Source organism: Edaphosphingomonas laterariae (genome assembly GCF_900188165.1).
Classification (GTDB): Bacteria; Pseudomonadota; Alphaproteobacteria; order Sphingomonadales; family Sphingomonadaceae; genus Sphingomonas_E; species Sphingomonas_E laterariae.
Map to the genome: position 1 here is coordinate 86491 of NZ_FZOS01000009.1, position 23057 is coordinate 109547.

Annotated in this window: 22 protein-coding genes and 2 tRNA genes; 9 read left to right on the forward strand and 15 right to left on the reverse strand. The window is 67.3% G+C overall.

The annotated features are described in order from the left end of the window. Window positions 1-2: 2 nt before the first annotated feature. Together CHB74_RS10240 and CHB74_RS10245 are read left to right on the forward strand one after the other, a co-directional pair. Window positions 3-1985, forward strand: a complete 1983-nt coding sequence (locus CHB74_RS10240) for an acetyl-CoA carboxylase biotin carboxylase subunit (RefSeq protein WP_089219536.1) — start codon at window positions 3-5, stop codon at window positions 1983-1985. 62 nt (window positions 1986-2047) lie between these two features. Then, complete coding sequence (locus CHB74_RS10245) at window positions 2048-3145, forward strand: HPP family protein (RefSeq protein ID WP_089219537.1); 1098 nt, start codon at window positions 2048-2050, stop codon at window positions 3143-3145. A gap of 91 nt (window positions 3146-3236) precedes the next feature. On the opposite strand, the gene CHB74_RS10250 is transcribed toward CHB74_RS10245, so the two are convergent. Then, a tRNA-Leu gene (locus CHB74_RS10250) sits at window positions 3237-3323 on the reverse strand. Between the two features lie 122 nt (window positions 3324-3445). Next, window positions 3446-3958, reverse strand: coding sequence for a bifunctional adenosylcobinamide kinase/adenosylcobinamide-phosphate guanylyltransferase (gene cobU / locus CHB74_RS10255; protein ID WP_179220799.1), 513 nt, complete (start codon window positions 3956-3958; stop codon window positions 3446-3448). A 190-nt stretch (window positions 3959-4148) separates the two neighbouring features. On the opposite strand from cobU, the gene CHB74_RS10260 reads away from it, so the two are divergent. Further along, window positions 4149-4234 (forward strand) — tRNA-Tyr (locus tag CHB74_RS10260). A gap of 21 nt (window positions 4235-4255) precedes the next feature. Here CHB74_RS10260 and CHB74_RS10265 read toward each other — a convergent pair. The 3 genes from CHB74_RS10265 to CHB74_RS10275 form a co-directional block, all read right to left on the reverse strand. Continuing rightward, complete coding sequence (locus CHB74_RS10265; protein WP_089219539.1) at window positions 4256-5527, reverse strand: DUF445 domain-containing protein; 1272 nt, start codon at window positions 5525-5527, stop codon at window positions 4256-4258. 68 nt (window positions 5528-5595) lie between these two features. Continuing rightward, window positions 5596-8667, reverse strand: coding sequence for an efflux RND transporter permease subunit (locus CHB74_RS10270; RefSeq protein ID WP_089219540.1), 3072 nt, complete (start codon window positions 8665-8667; stop codon window positions 5596-5598). A gap of 26 nt (window positions 8668-8693) precedes the next feature. After that, window positions 8694-9872, reverse strand: coding sequence for an efflux RND transporter periplasmic adaptor subunit (locus CHB74_RS10275; RefSeq protein WP_089219541.1), 1179 nt, complete (start codon window positions 9870-9872; stop codon window positions 8694-8696). A 220-nt stretch (window positions 9873-10092) separates the two neighbouring features. On the opposite strand from CHB74_RS10275, the gene CHB74_RS10280 reads away from it, so the two are divergent. Continuing rightward, the gene (locus tag CHB74_RS10280; RefSeq protein WP_089219542.1) at window positions 10093-10353 is read left to right on the forward strand and encodes a GlsB/YeaQ/YmgE family stress response membrane protein; all 261 of its coding nucleotides are present in this window, start codon (window positions 10093-10095) and stop codon (window positions 10351-10353) included. 127 nt (window positions 10354-10480) lie between these two features. Beyond that, window positions 10481-11203, forward strand: coding sequence for an SIMPL domain-containing protein (locus CHB74_RS10285; protein ID WP_245842812.1), 723 nt, complete (start codon window positions 10481-10483; stop codon window positions 11201-11203). A gap of 68 nt (window positions 11204-11271) precedes the next feature. Here the strand turns inward: CHB74_RS10285 and CHB74_RS10290 are convergent, their stop codons facing one another. The 3 genes from CHB74_RS10290 to CHB74_RS10300 all read right to left on the reverse strand — a co-directional run bounded on the left by CHB74_RS10290 (window position 11272) and on the right by CHB74_RS10300 (window position 12367). After that, window positions 11272-11529, reverse strand: a complete 258-nt coding sequence (locus tag CHB74_RS10290) for a GlsB/YeaQ/YmgE family stress response membrane protein (protein WP_089219544.1) — start codon at window positions 11527-11529, stop codon at window positions 11272-11274. 167 nt (window positions 11530-11696) lie between these two features. Further along, on the reverse strand, window positions 11697-11996 hold the full coding sequence (gene sciP / locus CHB74_RS10295; protein ID WP_089219545.1) for a CtrA inhibitor SciP: 300 nt from the start codon (window positions 11994-11996) through the stop codon (window positions 11697-11699). A gap of 116 nt (window positions 11997-12112) precedes the next feature. Continuing rightward, entirely contained in the window at window positions 12113-12367 is a 255-nt protein-coding gene (locus CHB74_RS10300; protein ID WP_089219546.1) for a hypothetical protein, read from the reverse strand. A 158-nt stretch (window positions 12368-12525) separates the two neighbouring features. Here CHB74_RS10300 and mnmA point away from each other — a divergent pair, with 158 nt between their 5' ends. Continuing rightward, a complete protein-coding gene (gene mnmA / locus CHB74_RS10305) occupies window positions 12526-13647 on the forward strand; it encodes a tRNA 2-thiouridine(34) synthase MnmA (RefSeq protein ID WP_089219606.1) in 1122 nt (373 codons plus the stop codon). Window positions 13648-13650: 3 nt separating this feature from the next. On the opposite strand, the gene CHB74_RS10310 is transcribed toward mnmA, so the two are convergent. The 5 genes from CHB74_RS10310 to argH are packed head-to-tail and all read right to left on the reverse strand — an operon-like array spanning window position 13651 to window position 18217. Then, window positions 13651-14370 (reverse strand): precorrin-2 dehydrogenase/sirohydrochlorin ferrochelatase family protein, encoded by a 720-nt coding sequence (locus CHB74_RS10310; RefSeq protein WP_245842813.1) that lies wholly within the window; start codon window positions 14368-14370, stop codon window positions 13651-13653. A 58-nt stretch (window positions 14371-14428) separates the two neighbouring features. Next, complete coding sequence (gene galU / locus CHB74_RS10315) at window positions 14429-15295, reverse strand: UTP--glucose-1-phosphate uridylyltransferase GalU (protein WP_089219548.1); 867 nt, start codon at window positions 15293-15295, stop codon at window positions 14429-14431. 19 nt (window positions 15296-15314) lie between these two features. Next, a complete protein-coding gene (gene lysA, locus CHB74_RS10320) occupies window positions 15315-16589 on the reverse strand; it encodes a diaminopimelate decarboxylase (protein WP_089219549.1) in 1275 nt (424 codons plus the stop codon). Window positions 16590-16595: 6 nt separating this feature from the next. Continuing rightward, entirely contained in the window at window positions 16596-16844 is a 249-nt protein-coding gene (locus CHB74_RS10325) for a hypothetical protein (RefSeq protein WP_089219550.1), read from the reverse strand. Next, entirely contained in the window at window positions 16841-18217 is a 1377-nt protein-coding gene (gene argH / locus CHB74_RS10330; protein WP_089219551.1) for an argininosuccinate lyase, read from the reverse strand. The genes CHB74_RS10325 and argH overlap by 4 nt, the downstream gene beginning before the upstream one ends. 16 nt (window positions 18218-18233) lie before the next feature. Between argH and CHB74_RS10335 the strand changes: the two genes are divergently transcribed. The 3 genes from CHB74_RS10335 to CHB74_RS10345 all read left to right on the forward strand — a co-directional run bounded on the left by CHB74_RS10335 (window position 18234) and on the right by CHB74_RS10345 (window position 20700). Further along, a complete protein-coding gene (locus CHB74_RS10335; protein WP_342746586.1) occupies window positions 18234-18791 on the forward strand; it encodes a TlpA family protein disulfide reductase in 558 nt (185 codons plus the stop codon). Between the two features lie 179 nt (window positions 18792-18970). Next, window positions 18971-19309, forward strand: a complete 339-nt coding sequence (locus CHB74_RS10340) for a P-II family nitrogen regulator (protein ID WP_089219553.1) — start codon at window positions 18971-18973, stop codon at window positions 19307-19309. 17 nt (window positions 19310-19326) lie between these two features. Continuing rightward, window positions 19327-20700: an ammonium transporter gene (locus CHB74_RS10345; RefSeq protein WP_089219554.1), complete on the forward strand. Its 1374-nt coding sequence runs from the start codon at window positions 19327-19329 to the stop codon at window positions 20698-20700. Window positions 20701-20791: 91 nt separating this feature from the next. On the opposite strand, the gene CHB74_RS10350 is transcribed toward CHB74_RS10345, so the two are convergent. Further along, on the reverse strand, window positions 20792-21205 hold the full coding sequence (locus CHB74_RS10350) for a protein tyrosine phosphatase family protein (protein ID WP_089219555.1): 414 nt from the start codon (window positions 21203-21205) through the stop codon (window positions 20792-20794). A 31-nt stretch (window positions 21206-21236) separates the two neighbouring features. Further along, window positions 21237-23003 (reverse strand): DNA helicase RecQ, encoded by a 1767-nt coding sequence (gene recQ, locus CHB74_RS10355; RefSeq protein ID WP_089219556.1) that lies wholly within the window; start codon window positions 23001-23003, stop codon window positions 21237-21239. Between the last annotated feature and the right edge of the window lie 54 nt (window positions 23004-23057).

Here is a 23057-nt window from a genome sequence, read left to right on the forward strand (position 1 = left end):
CGATGTTCAAGAAGATCCTGATCGCCAATCGCGGTGAAATCGCCTGCCGCGTGATCCGCACCGCCCGCGCGATGGGCATCAAGACGGTCGCCGTCTATTCGGATGCCGACGCCCGCGCCAAGCATGTCGAGATGGCCGACGAAGCCGTCCATCTCGGCCCGCCGCCGGCATCGGAAAGCTATCTGCTGGCCGACAAGATCATCGCCGCCTGCAAGGCCACCGGCGCCGAAGCGGTGCACCCCGGCTATGGCTTCCTGTCCGAACGGACCAGCTTTGCCGAGGCGCTGGAAGCGGCCGGCATCGCCTTCATCGGCCCGCCGGTCGGCGCGATCGCGGCGATGGGCGACAAGATCGAATCGAAGAAGCTCGCCATGCAGGCCGGCGTCAACGTCGTCCCCGGCTTCGTCGGCGAAATTGAATCGACCGACCATGCCGTCGAGATCGCCAACGGCATCGGCTATCCGGTGATGATGAAGGCATCCGCCGGCGGTGGCGGCAAGGGCATGCGCCTCGCTTTCTCCGAAAAGGATGTCCGCGAGAATTTCGAGAGCGTGAAGCGCGAGGGGCTTTCCAGCTTCGGCGACGATCGCGTCTTCATCGAAAAGTTCATCGAAAGCCCGCGCCACATCGAAATCCAGGTGCTCGGCGACAAGCATGGCAACATCCTCTATCTCGGCGAGCGTGAATGCTCGGTGCAGCGCCGCCACCAGAAAGTGGTCGAAGAAGCGCCGTCGCCCTTCGTCACGCCGGCCATGCGCAAGGCGATGGGCGAACAGGCCGTGGCCCTCGCCCGCGCGGTGGGCTACCATTCCGCCGGCACCGTCGAACTGATCGTCTCGGGCGCGGATGCCACCGGCCAGGGCTTCTACTTCCTCGAGATGAACACCCGCCTGCAGGTGGAACATCCCGTCACCGAATATGTGACCGGCCTCGATCTCGTCGAACAGATGATCCGCGTCGCTTATGGCGAAAAGCTCGCCTTCACGCAGGATGACGTGAAGCTCACCGGCTGGGCGGTCGAAAACCGCGTCTATGCGGAAGATCCCTATCGCGGCTTCCTGCCGTCGACGGGTCGCCTCGTCCGCTATCGCCCGCCGGCCGCGTCGGACAATGTCCGCATCGACGATGGCGTCACTGAAGGTGCCGAAATCTCGATGTTCTACGATCCGATGATCGCCAAGCTGATCACCTATGGCGAAACCCGCGAACAGGCGATTGACGCCCAGATCGACGCGCTCGATCGCTTCGAGATCGACGGCATCGGCCACAATGTCGATTTCCTGTCGGCGCTGATGCAGCATCCGCGTTTCCGCGAAGGGCGGCTGACCACCGGCTTCATCGCCGAGGAATATCCCGAAGGCTTCCAGGGTGCCGCCACCGGCGAGGGGCTGACCGCCCGCCTGTCCGCCATCGCCGGCGTCATCGCCACGGTGGAAGCGGCGCGCGCCAACCTGATCGACGGCCAGCTCAACGGCCCGGCCGTCCCGCCGACCGACTGGGTGGTCAAGCTCGACGGCGCCGAACATCGCGTGACGATCGAGGGCGATGCCGTCGAGGTCGATGGCAAGGCCGTCGTGCTCGACGCACCTTACGCCCCCGGCCAGCGGCTGGTGGAAGCGATCGTCGATGGCGACACGCTGGCCGTGCGCGTCCAGCGCCGGCGCGGCGGCTGGCGTTTCACCACGCGCGGCGCAAGCCATGATCTGACCGTGCTGCCGCCGCGCATCGCGGACCTGTCGCACCACATGATCGAAAAGGTGCCGCCGGATCTTTCCAAGTTCCTGCTGTGCCCGATGCCGGGCCTGATCACCGCCATCCACGTCAAGGAAGGCGACAAGGTTGAAGCCGGCCAGCCGCTCGCGGTGGTGGAAGCCATGAAGATGGAAAACATCCTGCGCGCCGAAAAGGCCGGCACCGTCGCCAAGGTGGCGGCCGCCGCGGGCGACAGCCTGGCCGTGGATGCCGTCATCCTCGAATTCGAATAAGGCACAAGGCCGGCCCGTACGGGGAGAGGGCGACGGGCCGGCCGCCTGAAGGATCCAATGCCATGACCCTCAAGCGCTTCTTCGCGCCCCTGTCCGCCGTCGGCCGGCTCGGCTGGCTACGCTCCTGCCTCGGGGCGTTGTGCGGGATCATCCTCACCGGGCTGATCACCCGCCTCTGGCTGGGCGACGACAGCATCCTGCCGATTCTGGTCGCGCCGATGGGCGCGTCCGCCGTGCTGCTGTTCGCGGTGCCCGCCAGCCCGCTCGCCCAGCCCTGGCCGGTGCTCGGCGGCAATACCATCTCCGCCTTCGCCGGCATCGCCGCCGCCATGCTGGTGAAGGATCCGATCTATGCGGCCGGCCTTGGCGTCGCCGCCGCGATCGGCGCGATGAGCCTCGCGCGCTGCCTGCACCCGCCGGGCGGCGCCGTGGCGCTTACGGCGGTGATCGGCGGCCCCGTGGTCCATGCCGCCGGCTGGTCCTTCGCCTTCGTTCCTGTCGCGCTCAATACCGCTTTGCTGCTGGCCATCGGCTGGCTGTTCAACAATGCCACGCGCCACAGCTATCCGCACCGCGTGGCGCAGGTGTCGCGCAACACGCACGGCACCAAGGATCCGCCCCCGCAGGAACGCGTCGGCTATACCAGCGCCGACATCGATACCGTCCTCGCCCGCTATGACGAGTTGCTCGACGTCAGCCGCGACGATCTCGATGCGCTGTTCCGCCAGGTCGAGGCCCAGGCGCATCGCCGCCTGCATGGCGAGATCCGCTGCGAACGGATCATGTCGCGCGACGTGATTTCCGCCCGCCCCGACGAAGGCGTCGGCCAGGCGCGCGACCGGCTGCTCGCGCGCGGCCTGGGCGCGATGCCCGTCATCGATTCGGTCGGCCATGTGCTGGGCCTCGTCGGCCACGCCGAACTGCTGGCCGGCATGGGCAAGACGGTGGGCGAAGCGATGGCGCCGGCGCCCTGCCTGGTATCGCCCGAGACCCCGATCGACGAATTGCTGCCGGCGCTTTCCGGCGGCCTCTATCACGAGGCCGTCGTCGTCGATGGTGAGAACCGACTGCTCGGCCTGATCACGCAGACCGATCTTCTGGCCGCTTTGTGGCGCGGCCATGTCGCCGAACGCGTCGCCACCGCCGCGTCGACGGCCTGATCCGACGTCATTTCGCTGTTGGGATGGCGGGTGAGCCGCATTCCCCGCCCTCCCTTGGGGGGAGACGGTGAATGCTGCTTACCTCAGATGATGGTGCGGTCGAGAAGACTCGAACTTCCACGGCCTTTCGGCCACAACGACCTCAACGTTGCGCGTCTACCAGTTCCGCCACGACCGCACATCGAGAAGGGCCCCGAGAGCGGGGCGCTGGTAGGCGCGTGCCTCTAGCAAAGCATTTCGGGGGTGGCAACGCCCCAAATCGACTTTTTCGCACGCGCCTGCGCGCGGCCGAACGCGGGCTCAGGGCTTGAGCCAGAGCGGCAGCCCCGCGACGATCAGCGCCACCCGGTCAGCCACGGCGGCCACCGCCTGATTCGCGCGCCCCGCATGGTCGCGAAAGGCCCTTCCCAGCGGCGTTTCCGGCACGATGCCCGATCCCACTTCGTTCGACACCAGGATCAGTCTGGCCGGGCACGCCCGGATCGCCGCGACCAGTCCATCCACCGCTTCCGCCATGTCGTCATCGGCGAGCATGCGGTTGCTCAGCCACAAGGTCAGGCAGTCGACCAGCAGCGTCGCGTCCGTCCCGGCCTCGCGCAGGGCCTGGGGCAATTCCTGCGGCACCTCGCGGGTCGTCCAGCGCGGCCCGCGATCCGCCTGGTGGTGGGCGATACGCTCGGCCATTTCGTCGTCGAAGGCCTGCGCGGTCGCGACATAGATCAGCGGGCCCGCCTCGGCCTCGGCCAGGCTTTGCGCGAAACGGCTCTTGCCCGATCGCGCCCCGCCCAGAATCAGGGTGCAACCCCGCGTCATCCTTCGCTTCTCCGTCCTTTTCCGGCGCTTCTGATGGTCTTTTGCAGTGCCTGACACAACCGTGTCACCTCGGGCTTGCAGAAGCCGAAAGCCTCGTCTATCAGGCGCCCTCCCGCGCAATGGCACGGGATTTCCCGGCACGCTCCATGCGCGCATAACCGACGGGAAACAGGCATCACAGCCGTGATGTGGACAGGTGGCCGAGTGGTTAAAGGCAGCAGACTGTAAATCTGCCCGCGTGAGCGTACGCTGGTTCGAATCCAGCCCTGTCCACCATCTTCCCAAACATCTTAAGTATCAAAGCCACGCATTCGCCGCGTGGATGGTGACGCCGACGAGGCCGCCGACGACCGTGCCGTTGATGCGGATATATTGGAGGTCGCGGCCCACCGCCGATTCCAGACGGTCGGTAACGGTCTGCGCGTCCCAGCCGCGGATCGTGTCGGACACCAGGCGGACGATCGCGTCGCCATAAGCGGCGACAGCCCCCACCGCCGCGCGCCGCGCGAACTGGTTGATCGTCGCGCGCAGCCGCGCATCCTGCTGCAGCGTCTCGCCCAGCTGGCGCAGCGCTTCGCCGAACCGGCCCGCCATCGCCGCCTGCGGATCGCGCGTCGCGCGCAACAGCCCGTCGCGCGCCTGCTGCCACAACCCGTCGATCCATGCCCCGACGGCCGGGCTGGCGATGATCTCCGCCTTCAGCCGCGCCACCTTCTCGCGCATGGCCGGATCATATTGCAGGTCGAGCGCCAGCGTCGCCAGCCCCTCCTCCGCCTTGGCGCGCAGCGGATGGGCGGGATCGTCCGCCATCTCGCTCAGCAGCTTGTAGAGGCCGTCGACGATGGCATTGGCGAGCCGCTCGTCCAGCCCCGTCCAGCGCATCACCGCGCCGGCGCGGTTGTGCACCATGTCGCGGATCATCGCCTCATTGGCCGCCAGCGTCCGCCCCGCCCAGGTGATGATGCTGTCGAGCAGCGGCACATGGCGGTCCTCCGCGATCGCGGCGCGCAGCGACTGGCCCAGCAAGGGCGCGATATCCAGCGCCTTGAGCCGGGCGACGACCGCCCCCTTCACCATGCCGCCCAGCCGGTCGTCGTCGAGCGATTCGAGGATGGTGGCGATCAGCCGCGACGCCCCTTCGCGCAGCCGCCCCTCGCCCGAAGGCGGCTGGGCGAGGAAGCGGCCGGCGGCGGCGGCCACGTCGACACGGCGCATCCGCCGGGCGACGACCGTGGGGATCAGGAAATTATCGCGCAGGAAGGTGGCGAGTGCGCCACCGATGCGATCCTTGTTGCGCGGGATGATCGCGGTATGCGGGATCGGCAGGCCCAAAGGATGGCGGAACAGCGCCGTCACCGCGAACCAGTCCGCCAGCCCGCCCACCATCGCCGCTTCGGCAAAGGCGCGGACATAACCCCAGAAGGCGGGGCCGGCCGCCTCCTGCGAGCGGGCCAGCAGATAGACCGCCGCCATCGCGACCAGCAGGCCGGTGGCGGCGATCCGCATGCCTCTCGCGCCGCCCTGGGCGGGATTGAAACGATCTAGCCCGGTGCGTGCGAGAAGGCCCATTCGGTCACAATGACAAACGCGGCCAAAGGTTCAAGCATTTCGCCCGAACCCCGGCCGCCCGGCCGGCCTTATTCGGCCGGCTGCGGCGCACTGCGGCCTTCCTCGCGCGGTTCGTTGTTGGTCAGCCACTTGCTCAGCTTGGGCGCCATCTTCCGTTCGAAGCCGGATGCGAGGCTGAAGGCGGCCGGCACGATCACCAAGGTCAGTACCGTCGACAGGATGAGGCCGCCGATCACGACGATGCCCATCGGCGCGCGCCAGCTGCCATCGCCCGAAACGGCCAGCGCCACGGGCAGCATGCCGGCAACCATCGCCACCGTCGTCATCACGATCGGCTGGGCGCGCTTGTGCCCGGCGTCGAGGATCGCCTGCTTCTTGGGAATGCCCTTGTCCATTTCCTCGATGGCGAAGTCGACGAGCAGGATCGAGTTCTTGGCGACGATGCCGAGCAGCATCAGCAAACCGATCAGCACGGGCATCGACACCGGATTGCCGGTCAGGTGGAGCGCGATACCCCCGCCGAGCGGCGCCAGCAGCAGCGAGCCCATGTTCACCAGCGGCGGCATGATCCGCTTGTAGAGCAGCACCAGCACCGCGAAGACGAGGAAGATGCCCGCGATCACCGCGACGATGAAGTTGTTCACCATCTCGGCCATCAGCTTGGTATCGCCGAAGGACACGCGTTCCACGCCCTGCGGCAGATTCTTCATCGTCGGCAGCGCGTTGATCTCCTTCTCCGCCGTCACCGCGCCCGGCGCCAGATCCGCGCTGATCACGATGCGGCGATTCTGGTTGAACCGGCGCAGTTCCGACGGCCCGGCCCCGAAGCCGATATCGGCGACGACCTTCAGGGGCACCGATCCGCCATTGGCCGTCGGCACCGGCAGGTTCTCGATCGTCGAAAGATCGCGCCGCGACGCTTCCTTCAGCGCCACGCGGATCGGGATCTGCCGGTCGCTCAGCGAGAATTTGGCGACATTCTGGTCGATATCACCCTGCGTCGCGATGCGGATCGTCTGGCTCAGCGCGGCCGTGGTCACGCCCATATTGGCGGCAAGGTCGAGCCGTGGCTTGATCGTGATCTCGGGCCGCTGCAGATCGCCGTCGACGCGCGGCGCGCGTAGCTGCGGCAGGTGCGTCATCTCGCTCACCAGCTGGTTCGCGGTCGCGTTCAGCTTGTCGGGATCGCTGCCCGCCAGCATCACCGTGATGTCGCGGCCAAGCCCGCCGGATTGCGAACGGAAGGTGACGCGCGCATCGGGGATTTCCCGCAGCTTGGGCGCCAGCGCGCGCTCGAACTCGACGCTGGTAACGGCGCGGTCCTTCTTCAGCGTGATGTAGACGTTCGATTCGTCGCCCACGGTGATGTCGGCAAAGGCCGCCGCAACCTCCGGCGCCGCATCCAGAATGTCGGTCACGCGCTGCGCCACCACCTTGGTCTGCTCCAGCGTCGAACCCGGCACCATTTCGATCTGCACCTGGCTGTAATCGGTGTTCATCGTCGGCTGGCTGGTGAACGGCAGCGTCATGAACACGACGATCATGGCCAGGAACGAGCCGAGGCCGAGGAACATCGTCTTCCAGCGATGGTTGAGCGACCAGTTGAGCGCCGCCATATAGACGTCCATCAACCGGCCCTCGCCATGGCTTTCCTGGCCATGCGCCTTCAGGAAATAGGCCGCGATCATCGGCGTTATCAATCGCGCCACGGCAAGGCTGAGCAGCACCGATACGACGACGGTCAGGCCGAATTGCTTGAAGAACTGGCCCGAAACCCCGCCCATCACGCCAACCGGCAGGAACACCGCGACGATCGCCATGGTGGTCGCCAGCACGGCGAGGCCGATCTCGTCGGCCGCGTCGATCGCCGCCTGATAGGCGGTCTTGCCCATGCGCATATGGCGGACGATATTCTCGATCTCCACGATCGCGTCGTCCACCAGCACGCCCGCCACCAGGCTGAGCGCGAGCAGGCTGACCATGTTGAGCGTGAAGCCCATCAGGTCCATGAACCAGAAGGTGGGGATCGCCGAAAGCGGGATGGCCAGCGCCGAGATGATCGTCGCGCGCCAGTCGCGCAGGAAAATGAACACCACGATCACCGCGAGCACGGCGCCCTCGATCATCGCGTGGATGGCCGAGGTATATTGCTCACGGGTATAGTCCACGCTCGTATAGAGTTCGGTGAACTTGATCTTCGGATTTTCCTTCTCGATCGCCGCAAGCATCGCCTGCGCCTCGTCATAGACGGCGACGTCGGACGACCCCTTCGACTTTTCGAGCGCGAAGCTGAGCACCTGGCGGTTGTTCATCATGGCGACCGAGCGCTGCTCGGCATAAAGATCGCGCACCTCGGCAATATCGGCCAGCTTGACCGAACGGCCGTCGCCCACCGAAATCTGCGTCTGGCCGAGCTCGAAGGCGTTGCGGGCGTTGCCGAGCACGCGGACCGACTGTTCGGCACCGGCGATCTCGGCGCGGCCGCCCGCCGCATTGACGTTGGTCTGGCGGAGCTGCGCGTTGACCTGCGCCGCCGTGATGCCCTGCGCCTGCAATTTCACCGGATCGAGGATCACGCGGATCTCGCGGCTGACGCCGCCGCCACGGCGCACCGCCGACATGCCCGAAATCGTCAGCAGCCGCTTGGCGACGGTATCGTCGACGAACCAGCTCAACTCCTCGAGCGTCATGTCGACCGCTTCGGCCGAGACATAGGCAATCGGGCCGCCATCGACGTCGACGCGTTCCACCTGCGGTTCGAGAATGCCTTCGGGCAGGTCCGATCGGATCCGCGCCAGCGCATCGCGCACATCGTTGACGGCGCGGTCCACCGGCGTGCCGATGTGGAACTGGACGAAGGTGCGCGAATTGCCCTCGCTGACATAGGACGACATTTCGTCCACGCCATTGATGCCACGGATCGCGGCCTCGACGCGCTGCGTGACCTGCGTTTCCAGCTCGGTCGGCGCGGCGCCAGGCTGCGAGATCACGACCTGCGCCGCCGGGAAGCTGATATCCGGGTTCTGGTTGATGTCCAGCCGGGTGAACGCGATCATCCCCGCCAGCGTCAGCGCGATGAAAAGCACGATCGGGGGCACCGGGTTACGGATCGCCCAGGCCGAGATGTTACGGAAATCCATGATCGCCTGCCTTTTCCGACCCGGCCTTACGGCCGCGCTTTCGCGCGCTCGGGAATCACCTTGTCGCCCGGGTTGAGGAACGCGCCGGCCGACAGCACGACCCGTTCATTGCCCGACAGGCCCGAAAGGATGGCGATGCCGGCATTGGACACCGCACCCGTCTTCACGTCGCGCCGGACCACCTTGTCCTCGGCGCCGATGATATAGACGAAATTGCCTTTCTCGTCGCTCTGCACCGCCGATTCCGGCAGCAGCGGCGCATCGACGCGGCCGCTGGTGATTTCGGCGGCCGCAAAGCCGCCCGGGCGCAACGCCTTGTCATAAGCCAGCGCGATACGCACCGTGCCCTGCCGGGTCTGCGGGTCGATGATCGGCGCCAGCTGCCAGATCTGGCCCTTGAACCCCGTCCGCGTGCCGACCGGCGTCACCGTCGCCGACTGGCCGACGGCCAAGCGGGCGAGATCATTTTCGGCCAGACGGGCCAGCATCTCCATCTCGCCATTCTTGGCCAGGCGGAACAGCGGGTCACCGCCGGAACTGACGATCTGGCCGGGCTCGATGGCGCGGGCCAGCACCAGCCCGGCTTCGGGCGAACGGATGTCGAGGCGCGCAAGCCGCGCGTTCATTTCGCCATATTGCGCCTGGCTCAGCCGGACGCGGGCAAGCGCCGCGTCGCGGGTCGCCGTCCGCCGCTCGACATCAGCCTGGCTGACGAAGCCGCGCGACACCAGCTTCTGGGCGCGTTCGAGTTCATTCTGCGCCAGCCGGGCGTCGGCCTGCGCCGCCGCGATCTGCGCATGCATCTGGGCGGATTGCTGCACCTGCACCTGGCGATCGACGGTGGCGAGCACCTGGCCCTTGCCCACCCAGTCGCCGGGTTCGACCAGCACGCGGGTGACGATACCGCCCTCGCCGGCCACGCCCACGGGCATTTCGCGGCGCGCGGCAAGGTTGCCGGTCGCGGAGATCAGGTCAGTCACCGGCTGGCGGCCGGGCACGACGATGGTGACGCGGGGCAGCACGGGCGCCTGCGGGGCCGGCTTCTCGCCGCCCGACAGCATGACATAAGCGATGATCGCGCCGACCGCCGCGATGGCGGCCACGATCAGCCACAGCTTGCGCCGGCTGGCGCGAACGTCATGGTCGTCTCCTGCAGGCTCGATCGCGTCGACCCGCTTGCGCCAGAAACCCTGTTCGACGTTCATCGCCTTCATCTTCCCACCTTGCGGTACACGGCCCCACGCCCTTCCGCCGCGCACTGTATTATCTTAATATATCACCCACCTCAAGCGGGCGCGGAGCATTGATCACATATTATGTCTTTTCAATGTCGAAAGGTACGGATCGGACCGATTTTACATCTTGTAATATACCAAAGCACGGACGCACCATGAAGTTTGCGTACAAAAAGTGGGGTAGGGGATCATGAATCACGGCGTTCTGGGCTGGCTGCTGATCGGGCTGGTGGCCGGCGTGCTCGGCAAGCTGATCATGCCGGGGCGTGATCCGGGCGGCTTCATCGTCACCATATTGCTCGGCATCGCGGGCGCGCTGCTCGCCGGCTATGTCGCCACCATCCTCAACATCGGCGTGGAAGGCTGGGTCCGCCAATATGGCGCCGCCACCTTGGGCGCGATCGCGCTGCTGATCGTCTACCGCCTGATCATGCGCGCGCGCGGCAGCTGACCCGCGTTGCCGCCAAGCATTTGCTTTCGCGCGGCTGTCGATCGCATTCAGCGGGCGTGCAGGGGCGGGATGGAACAAGGCGCATCGGAACGGCCGCGACGGCCCGTGCAGCAACGGAGTTGAATTGATGAGGAGCAAGGCGATGATGGCGATCGCAGCCATGGCGGCCACCGGGTCCGCCGCCCATGCCCAGAGCGGCGCGCTCACCCCCGTGCCGGTGATCCAGGGCACGCGCCTCGACATCGTGGCCGAGGGCGAGGTGACGCGGGTGCCCGACATCGCCACCATCTCGGCGGGCGTCGTCACCCAGGCGCCCACCGCCGGCGCCGCGATGACCGAAAATGCCAACCGGATGGCCGCCGTGGTCGCCGCGCTCAAGAAAGCCGGCGTCGCCGATCGCGACATCCAGACGAGCACGCTCAACCTCAACCCGCAATATCGCTATGGCGACAACAAGCCGCCGGTGATCACCGGCTATCAGGCGTCGAATCAGGTGAGCATCCGCTTCCGCGACGTGAAGCGGTCGGGCGCGATCCTCGATACCCTGGTCGCGCAGGGCGCCAACCAGATCAACGGCCCCAGCCTGTCGGTCGACAAGCCCGAAACGGCGCTGGACGAGGCGCGCGCCGCCGCGATCCGCACCGCGCGGGCCCGCGCCACGCTATATGCCGAAGCGGCGGGACTGCGGGTCAAGCGCATCCTGGCGATCAGCGAACAGGGCGGGGGTTATCAGCCGCCAATGCCCGTGCCGATGATGATGGCCCGCGCCGAAAAGGCGGCCGATACCGCGGTCGAGGCGGGCGAGCAGAAGCTGGCCGTCAGCGTCTCGGTGAGCTTCGAGCTCGAATGAATCAGAAGGGGCCGTGCCGCACGATGGCGACACGGCCCCTTCACTTTCAGGCATCCTCGTTCAGGCGATCAGCGGACGCTGCCGCGACGAACCAGATTGACGATGGCGAGCAGGATCACCGCGCCGAGCAGCGACACCAGGAACGAATAGATCGTCAGCGGCGCGCTGTTGATCGAACCACCGGTGAAGACGAGCCCGCCGAGAAACGCGCCGACGATGCCGACGACGATGTTCAGGATGACGCCCTGCTGCGCATCGGTGCGCATGACCATGCTCGCCAGCCAACCGATCACACCGCCGATGATCAACCAAAGAATAAGTCCCATCGTGACCTCCATGCCGTCCTGCGACTGAGCGCACAGCCGTCGCTGGGCTCCTGTTGCTGATACGTTCGGGTAACGAACTTTGTTCCGCTGACATGCGACAATCGGCATAGGAAAAGCCCGCCGGCAATGCCGACGGGCCCGTCGCTGACACCGCAATGGCGCCGGGATCAGTATTTCTGCTGGCGCTCGTAAAGCGACTTGTAATGCTGGATGCGGGTCACGCGCAGCCCCGGCATGCCCGAACGATCGACGGCGCGTTGCCAGCCGGCAAACTCCTCGACGCTGAGGCTATAGCGTTCGCAGACCTCGTCGACGCTGAGCAAACCGCCGTTCACCGCAGCCACGACTTCAGCCTTGCGCCGGACCACCCAGCGGGTCGTCGTGGGCGGCGGCAGCGTCTCCAGCGTCAGCGGCTCGCCTAGCGGACCGATCACCTGCGCGGGGCGGATCTTCTGGTTTTCGATCATACTCTACCTCGAACACGGCCGTTTTCCGGCCTGATTTGATTTTCGTAGCACCTAGGTAGCGCCAACCCGTTGAACGAAGCCTAACCCGTGACGGTAAAGGCGAGCTTTACAAACATTTACGTGCCTTCCAGGCCCAGCAGCCGCGCCGCGCGGGGGTGAAAGCTCCCCCCCAGCGCCTCGGGCGCGCTCATCCAGCCCCGATCGGTCGCCAGCAAAGCCACCAGCATGTCCACCGGATCGGAATCGATCCGCCGCGGCGCCGGCAGACGCGCGGCAGCGCGCGCGGTCGGCGTCGCCGCCTGGGCCGCCGCCAGCCCGGCAATCAGCCGCGCATGCGTCGCCCGGGCATTGGTGCGCCCCGTCCCGGCCATCCGTCGCGCGGCGCCATGAAGGGAAAAGCTAAGATCCATGCGGTCGTCCGCCCCCGTCCGAAAACTCCCCCCACGCCCCCTTGCTACCGGATATGTCTGAAGGGTCGGTAAAGGCCGCGCGGTTCCGTTTGGCGCGGCTTTGGACTATGGGCGCCGCCATGGATGCCGATTTCCAGCTCAGCGGATTCGATTCGAACGCCTCGTTGAAGGGCGCGCGGATCGTCGTCGCCATGTCCGGCGGGGTCGACAGCTCGGTCGTGGCCGCGCTGGCCGCGCAGAGCGGCGCCGAGGTGATCGGCGTGACGCTCCAGCTCTACGATCATGGCGCGGCCACCGGCCGCACCGGCAGTTGCTGCGCGGGCCAGGATATCCGCGATGCCCGCGCCGTCGCCGACCGGCTGGGCATCGCCCATTATGTGTTCGATTATGAAAGCGCGTTCCGCCAGGGCGTGATCGATCGCTTCGCCGACGATTATATGGCCGGCCGCACGCCGATTCCCTGCGTGCGCTGCAATCAGGGCGTGAAGTTCACCGATCTGTTCGGCATCGCGCGCGATCTCGGCGCCGATTGCCTCGCCACCGGCCATTATGTCCGCCGCGTGGTCGGCGCCCACGGGTCGGAACTGCACCGCCCGGCCGATCCCGCGCGCGACCAGAGCTATTTCCTGTTCGCCACCACGCGCGCGCAGCTCGATTATCTGCGCTTCCCGCTCGGCAATCTGCCCAAGCCCCGCGTCCGCGAAATCGCGGCCGAACTCGGCCTGGGCGTCGCGGCCAAGCCCGACAGCCAGGATATCTGCTTCGTGCCCGACGGCGATTATGCGTCGGTGGTCCGCAAGATTCGCCCGGAGGCCGACGAAGGTGGCGATATCGTCGATCTGGCCGGCCGCGTGATCGGCCGGCATCGCGGCCTGATCCATTATACCGTCGGCCAGCGCCGCGGGCTGGAGATCGGCGGCCAGGCCGAACCGCTCTATGTCGTCCGGCTCGATGCGGAACATCGCCGGGTCATCGCCGGCCCGCGCCGCGCGCTGGCCGTCGCGGCGGCGCGGATCGAGGACGTCAACTGGCTCGGCGAAGGCTTTGACGGGCCGATGACGGTGAAGGTGCGGTCGATGGCCAAGCCTGCGCCGGCGCGGTTCGACGGCCGCATGGTGACGTTCGACAGCCCCGAATATGGCGTCGCGCCCGGCCAGGCGGCGGTGCTCTATGTGGGCGATCGCGTGCTCGGCGGTGGCTGGATCGCGGAAACCGTGCCGGTCGAGGCGATCGCCGCCTGAACCCTATCGGCCGGCCCAGTCGATATCGACCGACAGGCCCGGCAGGCCCGATATCGGCGCATCGCAGGCCATCCGCTCGGCATCGGTGCGGGCGCGGTTCAGGATAGCCGGCGGCACGTCCCGCCGGTGGAAAATCCGGTCGCACTGGCCAAGCAGGCGCGCATCCCTGAGCGTCAGGTCATCCGGCTCCGCCGATCGCAGGCGAATCGATACCAGCTCCGATGGGGATTCCGTGCCGCCGTCACGGTCGATCCAGCGATCGACCGCGCCCGGCTGATGATCGCCGAACGGATCCAGCGGCCCGCCCGGATCAAGCGCGGCATCAATCGCCCGGCGCCGCGCCGCCGCATCGGGCCAGCGCCCCCGCAGCCGATCGCGCGCGCCGGCCAGCGCGGTCGCCAGCGCGCCCAGCGATTGCGGCAACAGCGCCTCCAACCGCTGGCGCAGCGCCTTGGCGAGCCCGGCGGACGCGCCGCCGGTGCCGATCGCGATCATCACCGGATCGCGGTCGATGATCGCCGGCAGGGTGAAATCGCACAGATCGGCGCGGTCTGTGGCGTTGACGAGCACGCCGCGTGCCCGCAGCCGCGCCACCGTCGCCTCATCGCCATCGGCGACAATCGCGAGCGCCGCGGCCTCCCCCTCCCCCACGATCCGCGCGCCGGCCCGTTCGAGCAGCCGGCGCTTGGCATCGGCCGCAGGCCCCGTTCCGGTCAGGATCACCGGCCGGCCGGCAAGGCGGAGGAAGATCGGCAGGCTGTGCGTGGCGCTGTTCCCGGGCTCAGAGCGTCTTGATGAAGGCGTGGACCGCCGGGCCGATATCCTCGCGCTCCAGCGCCAGCGCGATATTGGCCTGGATATATCCGGCCTTGTCGCCGCAATCATGGCGATCGCCGGTGAAGGTGAGCGCGTGGAAGGGCTGGCGGCCGATCAGCTTGGCCATCGCGTCGGTCAGCTGGATTTCGTTGCCCGCGCCGCGATCGCCGGCGGACAGGATATCCATCACTTCGGGCTGCAGGATATAGCGGCCGACGGCAGCGAGCCGCGACGGCGCTTCGGCCGCCTTGGGCTTTTCCACCAGCCCCGCCACCTCGGTCACCACGCCCTCGGCCGCACCCGGCTTGACGATGCCGTAGCGGTTGGTGTGGTCCTGCGGCACTTCGAGCACCGCGATGACATTGCCGCCCTTCGCCTCATAAACGTCGCGCATCTGCTTCAGGCAGGGCGCGGCGGGGTTCCACAGCAATTCATCGGCCAGGAGCACGGCGAACGGCTCGTTGCCGATCAGGTCGCGCGCGCACCACACGGCATGGCCCAGCCCCAGCGGCTCCTGCTGCCGGATATAAGCGGCATTGCCCGGCGCCAGCCGGCTGCCGTCCAGCGCGGCGAGCACGTCATGCTTGTCGCGCGCGCTCAGCGTCGCTTCCAGCTCATAGGCGATGTCGAAATAGTCCTCGATCGCGTTCTTGCCGCGGCCGGTGACGAAAATGATCTGCTCGATACCGGCGGCGCGCGCCTCGTCCACCGCATATTGGATCAGCGGCTTATCGACGACGGGCAACATCTCCTTCGGCACCGCCTTGGTGGCGGGCAGGAAGCGCGTACCAAGCCCCGCGACGGGGAACACGGCTTTGCGGACAGGTTTCATGCTGGCTCCTGATCAAGCCTCACTTCAGCCACGGCGGCAGGCTGTCCGCCGCGATCAGCGCCTCGATCGGCAACCGTTCGCGCACTACAGCCCAATTGTTACCATCCACCATCACTTCGGCCGTCAGCGGGCGGCTATTATAAGTGCTGGCCATCGTCGCGCCATAGGCACCCGCGGTCATGAAACCCACGAGATCGCCCGCCTCGACGGCGTCCATCGGCCGGTTCATGGCGAAAGTATCGCCACTCTCACAGACCGGCCCCACCACGTTCGCGGTAAATCGTTGCGAACGCGGGACGATCGTGCGGATGTCATGCCAGGCGTCGTAAAGCGCCGGCCGCATCAGATCGTTCATCGCCGCATCGACGATGACGAAGGGATCGGCAGCGCCTTCCTTCACGCGGATGACCCGGCTGACCAGCGCGCCGGCATTGGCCACGATCAGCCGGCCCGGCTCGAACATCAGGCGGACGTTCCAGCCCGCCGTCACGCGCGCGACCATCTCGCCATAAGCCGCCGGGCTCGGCGGCAGCGGCAGTGCCGGATCATAAGGCACGCCAAGGCCGCCGCCCAAATCGGCAGTGGCGATCGCATGGCCTTCGGCCCGCAGCGTCTCGATCAGCCCGCCAATCTTGGTGAAGGCGGTTTCCAGCGGCGCGAGATTCGTCAGCTGGCTGCCGATATGGACGGCAACGCCGCGCACGGCGAGGCCGGGCAGCGCGCGCGCCCGCGCATAAGCAGCCGACGCACGGTGGTAGGCGATACCGAACTTGTTTTCCGATTTGCCCGTCGAAATCTTGGCATGGGTGCCGGCATCGACATCGGGGTTGATGCGGAAGGCGATCGGCGCGGTGGTGCCCAGCGCGACCGCCACGTCCGACAGCATCTCCGCCTCGGGCTCGGATTCGACGTTGAACTGGCCGATGCCGTGGCGCAGCGCCAGCGCCATTTCGTCCGCCGTCTTGCCGACGCCCGAAAAGACGATCTTCGCCGGATCGACCCCGGCATGGATCGCGCGGAGCAGCTCGCCCCCCGAAACCACGTCGGCACCAAGGCCCTCGCGCGCCAGCGTCGCCAGCACGGCGGCATTGGGGTTGGCCTTCACCGCATAAGCGATCCACGGGCCCTCGGCGCCCGATTCCACGTTCGCCAGCGCCTCACGGAAAACGCGAACATGGCGACGAATCGTGGCGGTGGAATAGACGTAGACGGGCGTGCCGGCGGCTTCGGCGATCAGCGTCAGCGGCACATCCTCGGCGTGCATCACGCCGTCGCGAATCTGGAAATGGTCCATCGTATCTCAGTGCTGCGGGGGCAGGTCGAAACGGTCGTCGCGCTGCTCCTCGGATTGGCGGAGCAGTTCTTCACTGCGATCGGGCCGCTCCTGTGGCCCGGGCGTCAGCAGGTCGGTCGGTGTCGGCTGGGTCGCCGCCATCGCGGGCTTGGGCGGCAGGGCCTTGCCTTCGGCCGGGCGCAGCGCCTCGCGGCTGCCGCAACCGGCGAGCGCCAGGGTCAGCGCCAGCGCCACGATGGCGGCACCGCGCTTCATCCTTCGAGCCCCAGCGCCGCGCGCGCTTCCGCCACGCGTGCCCGCACCTGATCCGGCGCGGTGCCGCCATGGCTGGCCCGGCTGGCGACGGAGGCGTCGACCGACAGGGCGTTGAACACCCGCGCGTCGATCCGCGGATCGATCTCGTTGAGCTTTTCGAGCGGCACCTTGTCCAGCGCCACGCCCAGCCGTTCGGCCAGCCGCACGGCGGTGCCGGTGATGTGGTGCGCCTCGCGGAACGGGATATCGGCAACACGGACCAGCCAGTCGGCAAGGTCGGTCGCGGTCGAGAATCCCGCCTCGGCGGCCGCGCGCATCTTCGCCGGAACGAATGTCACCGTCTCGACCATGCCGGTCATCGCCGCGATCGACAGCGCCAGCAGGTCGTGCGCCTCGAACACGGGCGGCTTATCGTCCTGCATGTCCTTCGAATAAGCGAGCGGCAGCCCCTTCATCGTCATCACGAGCGACGTCATGCAGCCAGCGATCCGCCCCGAATGGCCACGCACCAGCTCGGCCGCGTCGGGGTTGCGCTTCTGCGGCATGATGGACGATCCGGTCGAATAAGCGTCCGGCAGCGAGACGAAGCCGTAAGGCTGGCTCGCCCAGATGATGAACTCCTCGGCAAGCCGCGACAAATGCAGCGACACCTGGGTCGCCGCCATCAGATAATCGAGCGCGAAATCGCGGTCGGACACCGAATCGAGCGAATTGCGCGTCGGGCCGGCAAAGCCGAGCGCCTTGGCCGTCGCCTCGCGATCGATCGGGAATCCGGTTCCGGCGAGCGCCGCCGCACCGAGCGGGCATTCGTTGAGCCGCGCGCGCGCATCGGCGAAGCGCGAACGATCGCGCGCGATCATCTCATAATAAGCCATCAGATGATGGCCGAGCGTGACCGGCTGGGCGACCTGGAGGTGGGTGAAGCCCGGCATCACCGTGCCGGCATGCTCGCCCGCGCGGGTGACGAGCGCGACCTGCAGCGCCGCGAGCCCGGCATCGACGGCGTCGATCGCGTCGCGCACCCACAGCTTGAAATCGGTCGCCACCTGATCGTTGCGGCTGCGCGCGGTGTGCAGGCGGCCCGCGGCCGGGCCGATCAGTTCGGCCAGCCGGCTTTCCGTCGCCATGTGAATATCTTCGAGCGCAAGGTCGACAGGCACGCCGTCCGCCGCATATTCCGCCGCGATGCGGTCCAGCCCGCGCGCGATCGCCGCGCCATCCTCGGCGCTGACGATGCCATTGGCCGCCAGCATCGAGACGTGGGCCTTCGATCCGGCTATATCCTGCTGCCAAAGTCGTTTATCGAACGGGATCGACGCGTTGATTTCACGCATGATCGCCGCGGGGCCTTCGGCGAAGCGCCCACCCCACATCGAATTGGAGCTGTCCGTGCGGTTGCTAATGGTCCTGATCCTCGCTCTTACGCTTGGCGCCTGCGATACGGAGAAGAGCCAGACGCCGCAAGCCGACGTGAAGGAACCGATCGGCCGCGTCGATATTTCCTACGCCGGCCAGGAAGCCCCCGCCATCCCCTTCGAAGGGCCGAAGGGCGGGCCCGCCACGCTCGCCGCCTTCCGGGGCAAGCCGCTGATCGTCAACCTCTGGGCCACATGGTGCGCGCCCTGCGTCAAGGAAATGCCGACGCTCGATGCGCTGGCCGAACGTGAGAAGGGGCGCATCCAGCTGATCGTCGTCAGCATGGACATGGCCGGCCGGCGCGAGGTCGATCCCTATTTCGCCAAGGCGAAGTTCAAGATGCTCGAACCCTATCTCGACAAGCAGAATGTCCTGATGGAAGCGCTCAAGACCGATACGCTGCCCACCACCATCTTCTATGATGCCAAGGGCCGCGAACAATGGCGCGTGCTCGGTTCGATGGACTGGTCGGGCGAACGCGCCCGCACGCTGATCGAAGGCGCGCTCAATCCGCCGGGCACCAAAAGCTGATCCTGCTGCCCGTTTTTTAGGCAGGCAGGCAGCCCTGCCTAATCGCTAAGCGCGCGTTTCCGCTGCATTTATGTGCAGCGCAGCACGTCATTCGTTGCAATGCAGCGGATTTCTGCGGAATCCGAAAGCTGGCACGCGCCTTGCGAAGCCATCCCTCGCCAGCATGCGAGGGAGGCGAAATGAAACTCGTCATAGCGATCATCAAGCCGTTCAAGCTCGACGAGGTGCGTGAAGCCCTCTCGGGCCTGGGCGTGCAAGGCATGACCGTGACCGAAGTCAAAGGCTTCGGCCGGCAGAAGGGGCAGACCGAAATCTATCGGGGGGCCGAATACAGCACGAACATGGTGCCGAAAATCAAGATCGAGGTCGTCGCGGGCGATGATCTCGCCAACCGCGTCGTCGAGGCGATCCAGCAGGCCGCAAACACCGGCGCGATCGGTGACGGCAAGATCTTCGTCCTCGATGTCGGCCAGGCCGTGCGCATCCGCACCGGCGAGACCGACGACAGCGCTCTCTGATCGGAAAAGGGGGAAACATGAAGCTTTCTACCAAGATAGCGGCAGGCGCGGGGGTCGTCGGCACGGCCCTGCTCGCCGGTCTGCCCGCCTGGGCACAGGATGCGGCGGCCGCCGTCGCCGATGTCGCCGCGGCCGCGCCGGTGCCCACGCCCGACAAGGGTGACACCGCCTGGATGATGACGTCGACGATCCTCGTCCTCCTGATGATCCTCCCCGGCCTCGCGCTGTTCTATGGCGGCCTCACCCGCACCAAGAACATGCTGGCGACGATGACGGCGATCGGCGCGGCTTCCGCGCTCGCGATGCTGATCTGGGTCACCTATGGCTATTCGCTCGCCTTCGGGCCGGACGCGTCGGACGGGCTGAAGCCCTTCATCGCCAGCCTCGGCAAGGCCTTCCTCTCCGGCATCACCCCGGATTCGACCGCCGCCACCTTCACCGACGGCGTGGTCATTCCCGAATATGTCTTCGTCGCCTTCCAGATGACCTTCGCCGCGATCACGCTGGCGCTCGTCCTCGGCTCGGTCGTCGAACGCATCAAATTTTCGGCGGTGCTGGTGTTCGGCGTCGTCTGGCTGACGATCACCTATCTGCCGATCGCGCACATGGTGTGGGCGGCTGGCGGCCTGTTCTTCGAAATGGGCGCGCTCGATTTCGCCGGCGGCACGGTGGTCCACATCAATGCCGGTGTCTCGGCGCTCGTGGCCTGCATCATCCTCGGCAAGCGCATCGGCTATCCGCGTGAACCCATGCCCCCGCACTCGATGACCCTGACCTTCGTCGGCACGGGCCTGCTGTGGGTGGGCTGGTTCGGCTTCAACGCGGGCTCGGCGCTCGAAGCCAATGGCTCGGCCGCGCTCGCCATGATCAACACCTTCGTCGCCACCGCCTCGGCGGGCCTGTTCTGGCTGATCGCCGAACGCCTTGCCGGCCACAAGCCGTCGGCCCTGGGCTTCTGCTCGGGCATCGTCGCCGGCCTCGTCGCGGTCACCCCGGCCGCCGGCAATTCGGGCCCGTTCGGCGCGATCGTGCTCGGCGCCGTCGCTTCGTTCATCTGCTACTATGCGGTCGCCTTCCTCAAGCCGAAGCTCGGCTATGACGACTCGCTGGACGCGTTCGGCATCCACGGCATCGGCGGCATCGTCGGCGCCATCGGCACCGGCATCGTCTTCGCCCCGTCGCTGGGCGGCCCGGGCGGTGACGACTTCGCCATGGGCGGCCAGATCGTCACCCAGGTGCTCGCCGTCGCCGCGACGATCGTCTGGTCGACCATCGGCACGATCATCGCGATCTACGTCGCCAAGGCGCTCACCGGCCTGCGGCCGACCGCCGAAGCCGAGGTCGAAGGTCTCGACATCTCGGAACATGGCGAACGCGCCTACAATCTTTGATCGGATCGGGGCGCGGCGGGCTTCCCCCGCGCCCCCACAGAGGTTCCTCCTGCGAACGACTGGGCCGGCATCCTTGCCGGCCCTTTTTTTTTTATTGGCCGATGAAGGCGCGGATCGGGCTGATATCGTAACCGGCGCCAGCCGCCTTGGCCGCCAGCAGATCGGCATCATCGCCCTCGGCCCCGCGCGCCAGCGCCCAGACGAAGGTCGAACGCGTCCCGGAACGGCAGAAAGCGAGCACCGGGCCGGCGGCATCGGCCAGCGCGCCGCGCATCGCATCCACCTGCGGCTGCGAGAAGCCGGCATGGCTGATCGGGATCGCGCGATAGGCGAGCCCCGCCGCCTCGGCCGCGGCCTGCATTTCCGCGCCGGAAGGCTGGCCCGGCTCCTCGTCGTCCGGGCGGTTGTTGATGATCATCGCAAAGCCCTGCGCGGCGGCCTGCGCCACATCCGCCGGGCTGATCTGCCCTGCCACCGAAATGCTGTCGTCGATCTTGCGGAACATGGCCGTCTCCCGGATTGCACGGGTCCGGCCTTTAGGCGTGCGCCCGGATCACGTCCAGAAAGGCATCGCCATAGTCGTCGAGCTTGCGGGCGCCGACCCCCGTCACCTGCCCCAGCCCGTGCCGCGTCGTCGGCTTCAACCCCGCCATCTCGCGCAAGGTGGCGTCGTGGAAGATCACATAAGGCGGCACGCCCAGTTCGCGGGCAATGTCCCGCCGGCACGCACGCAACGCCTCGAACAGCGGATCGTGCGGCCATTCCTCCGCCGATGCCCGCCGGGCACGGCGCTCGCGCTTGGGCGGCAGGACGATGGCAAGCTCGGCATCGCCCTTCAGGATCGCCTTCGCCGCCGGGCCGAAGCCCAGCCCGCCATATTCGTCGGCGCGCAACGCATCGCGCGCCATCAGCGCGCGGGCCACGGCCTTCACCAGCCGCAACTCCTCGGCATCGGCGATCCCGAACACCGACAGGCGATCATGACCGAGCGAACGCACCTTCTCATTGTCGCGGCCGGCCAGCACGTCGGTAAGATGGCCAAGGCCATAGCGCATGTCGGTGCGGAAGGCGGCCGAAAGCAGCTTCTGCGCCACCACCGTCGCGTCCACGGCAGCGGGCGGGTTCAGGCAATTGTCGCAATTGCCGCAGGCCGGCGGCGGCGTCTCGCCGAAATGGGCGAGCAACACCGCGCGGCGGCAGCCTGCGGTTTCGACCAGCCCGGCCAGCGCGTTGAGCCGCTGGCGTTCGCCGGGCCGCCGCGCTTCCTCGACCTCGCTTTCGATCCGCCGGCGCGCACGGGCGAAATCCTCCGCCCCCCAGAACAGATGCGCCACCGCCGGATCGCCATCGCGCCCGGCGCGCCCGGTTTCCTGATAATAAGCCTCGATCGATTTCGGCAGGCCAGCATGGGCGACGAAACGGACGTCGGGCTTGTCGATGCCCATGCCGAACGCGATAGTCGCCACCATCACCATATCCTCGGAATCGACGAAGGCGCGCTGGTTGGCGGCGCGCACCGCCGGGTCCAGCCCGGCATGATAGGCCCGCGTCGGCCGCCCGGTCTGGGCCAGCGCGGCGGCCAGCCGTTCAGTGCCGTCGCGGCTGGTGGCGTAAACGATGCCCGGCCCCTCGACCTCCTTGACCAGTTGGGCAAGCTGCTTGGGCAGCCCGTCGCGCGGGGAAATCGCATAACGGATATTGGGCCGGTCGAAGCCCGCGAGGATCAGCCCGTCCTCGGGAATGCCCAATTGAGTCAGGATATCGGCGCGCGTGTGCCGGTCCGCCGTCGCCGTCAGCGCCAGCCGGGGCGTATCCGGATAGGCGTCGAGCAGCGGGCGCAACAGCCGGTAATCGGGGCGGAAATCATGCCCCCATTCGGACACGCAATGGGCTTCGTCGATCGCGATCAGCGCCAGCGGCGGCGCACGATCGAGCATCCGGCGGAAGCCCTCGGTCGAGGCGCGTTCGGGCGCGACATAAAGCAGGTCGAGCGCGCCATCGCGGAAACGCGCGATCGTCTCGTCGCGATTATCGTCGGCCGAGGTCAGCGCCGCCGCGCGGATGCCTGCGGCCTCGGCCGATCGCACCTGATCGTGCATCAGCGCGATCAATGGGGAGATGACGAGCCCCGTCCCCGGCCGGCACAGAGCGGGGATTTGATAGGTCAGCGACTTGCCGGCACCGGTGGGCATCACCGCCAGGCTGTGCTGGCCCGCCATCACCCGGTCGATCACTTCGGCCTGCCGGCCGCGAAAGGCGGCATAGCCGAACGTGGCGTGCAATATGTCGAGCGGCGCGGGCATCGCCGGGCCTTAGAGCGGATTCGCGGCCAAGGGAATCATTGGCTGGCGCAAGGC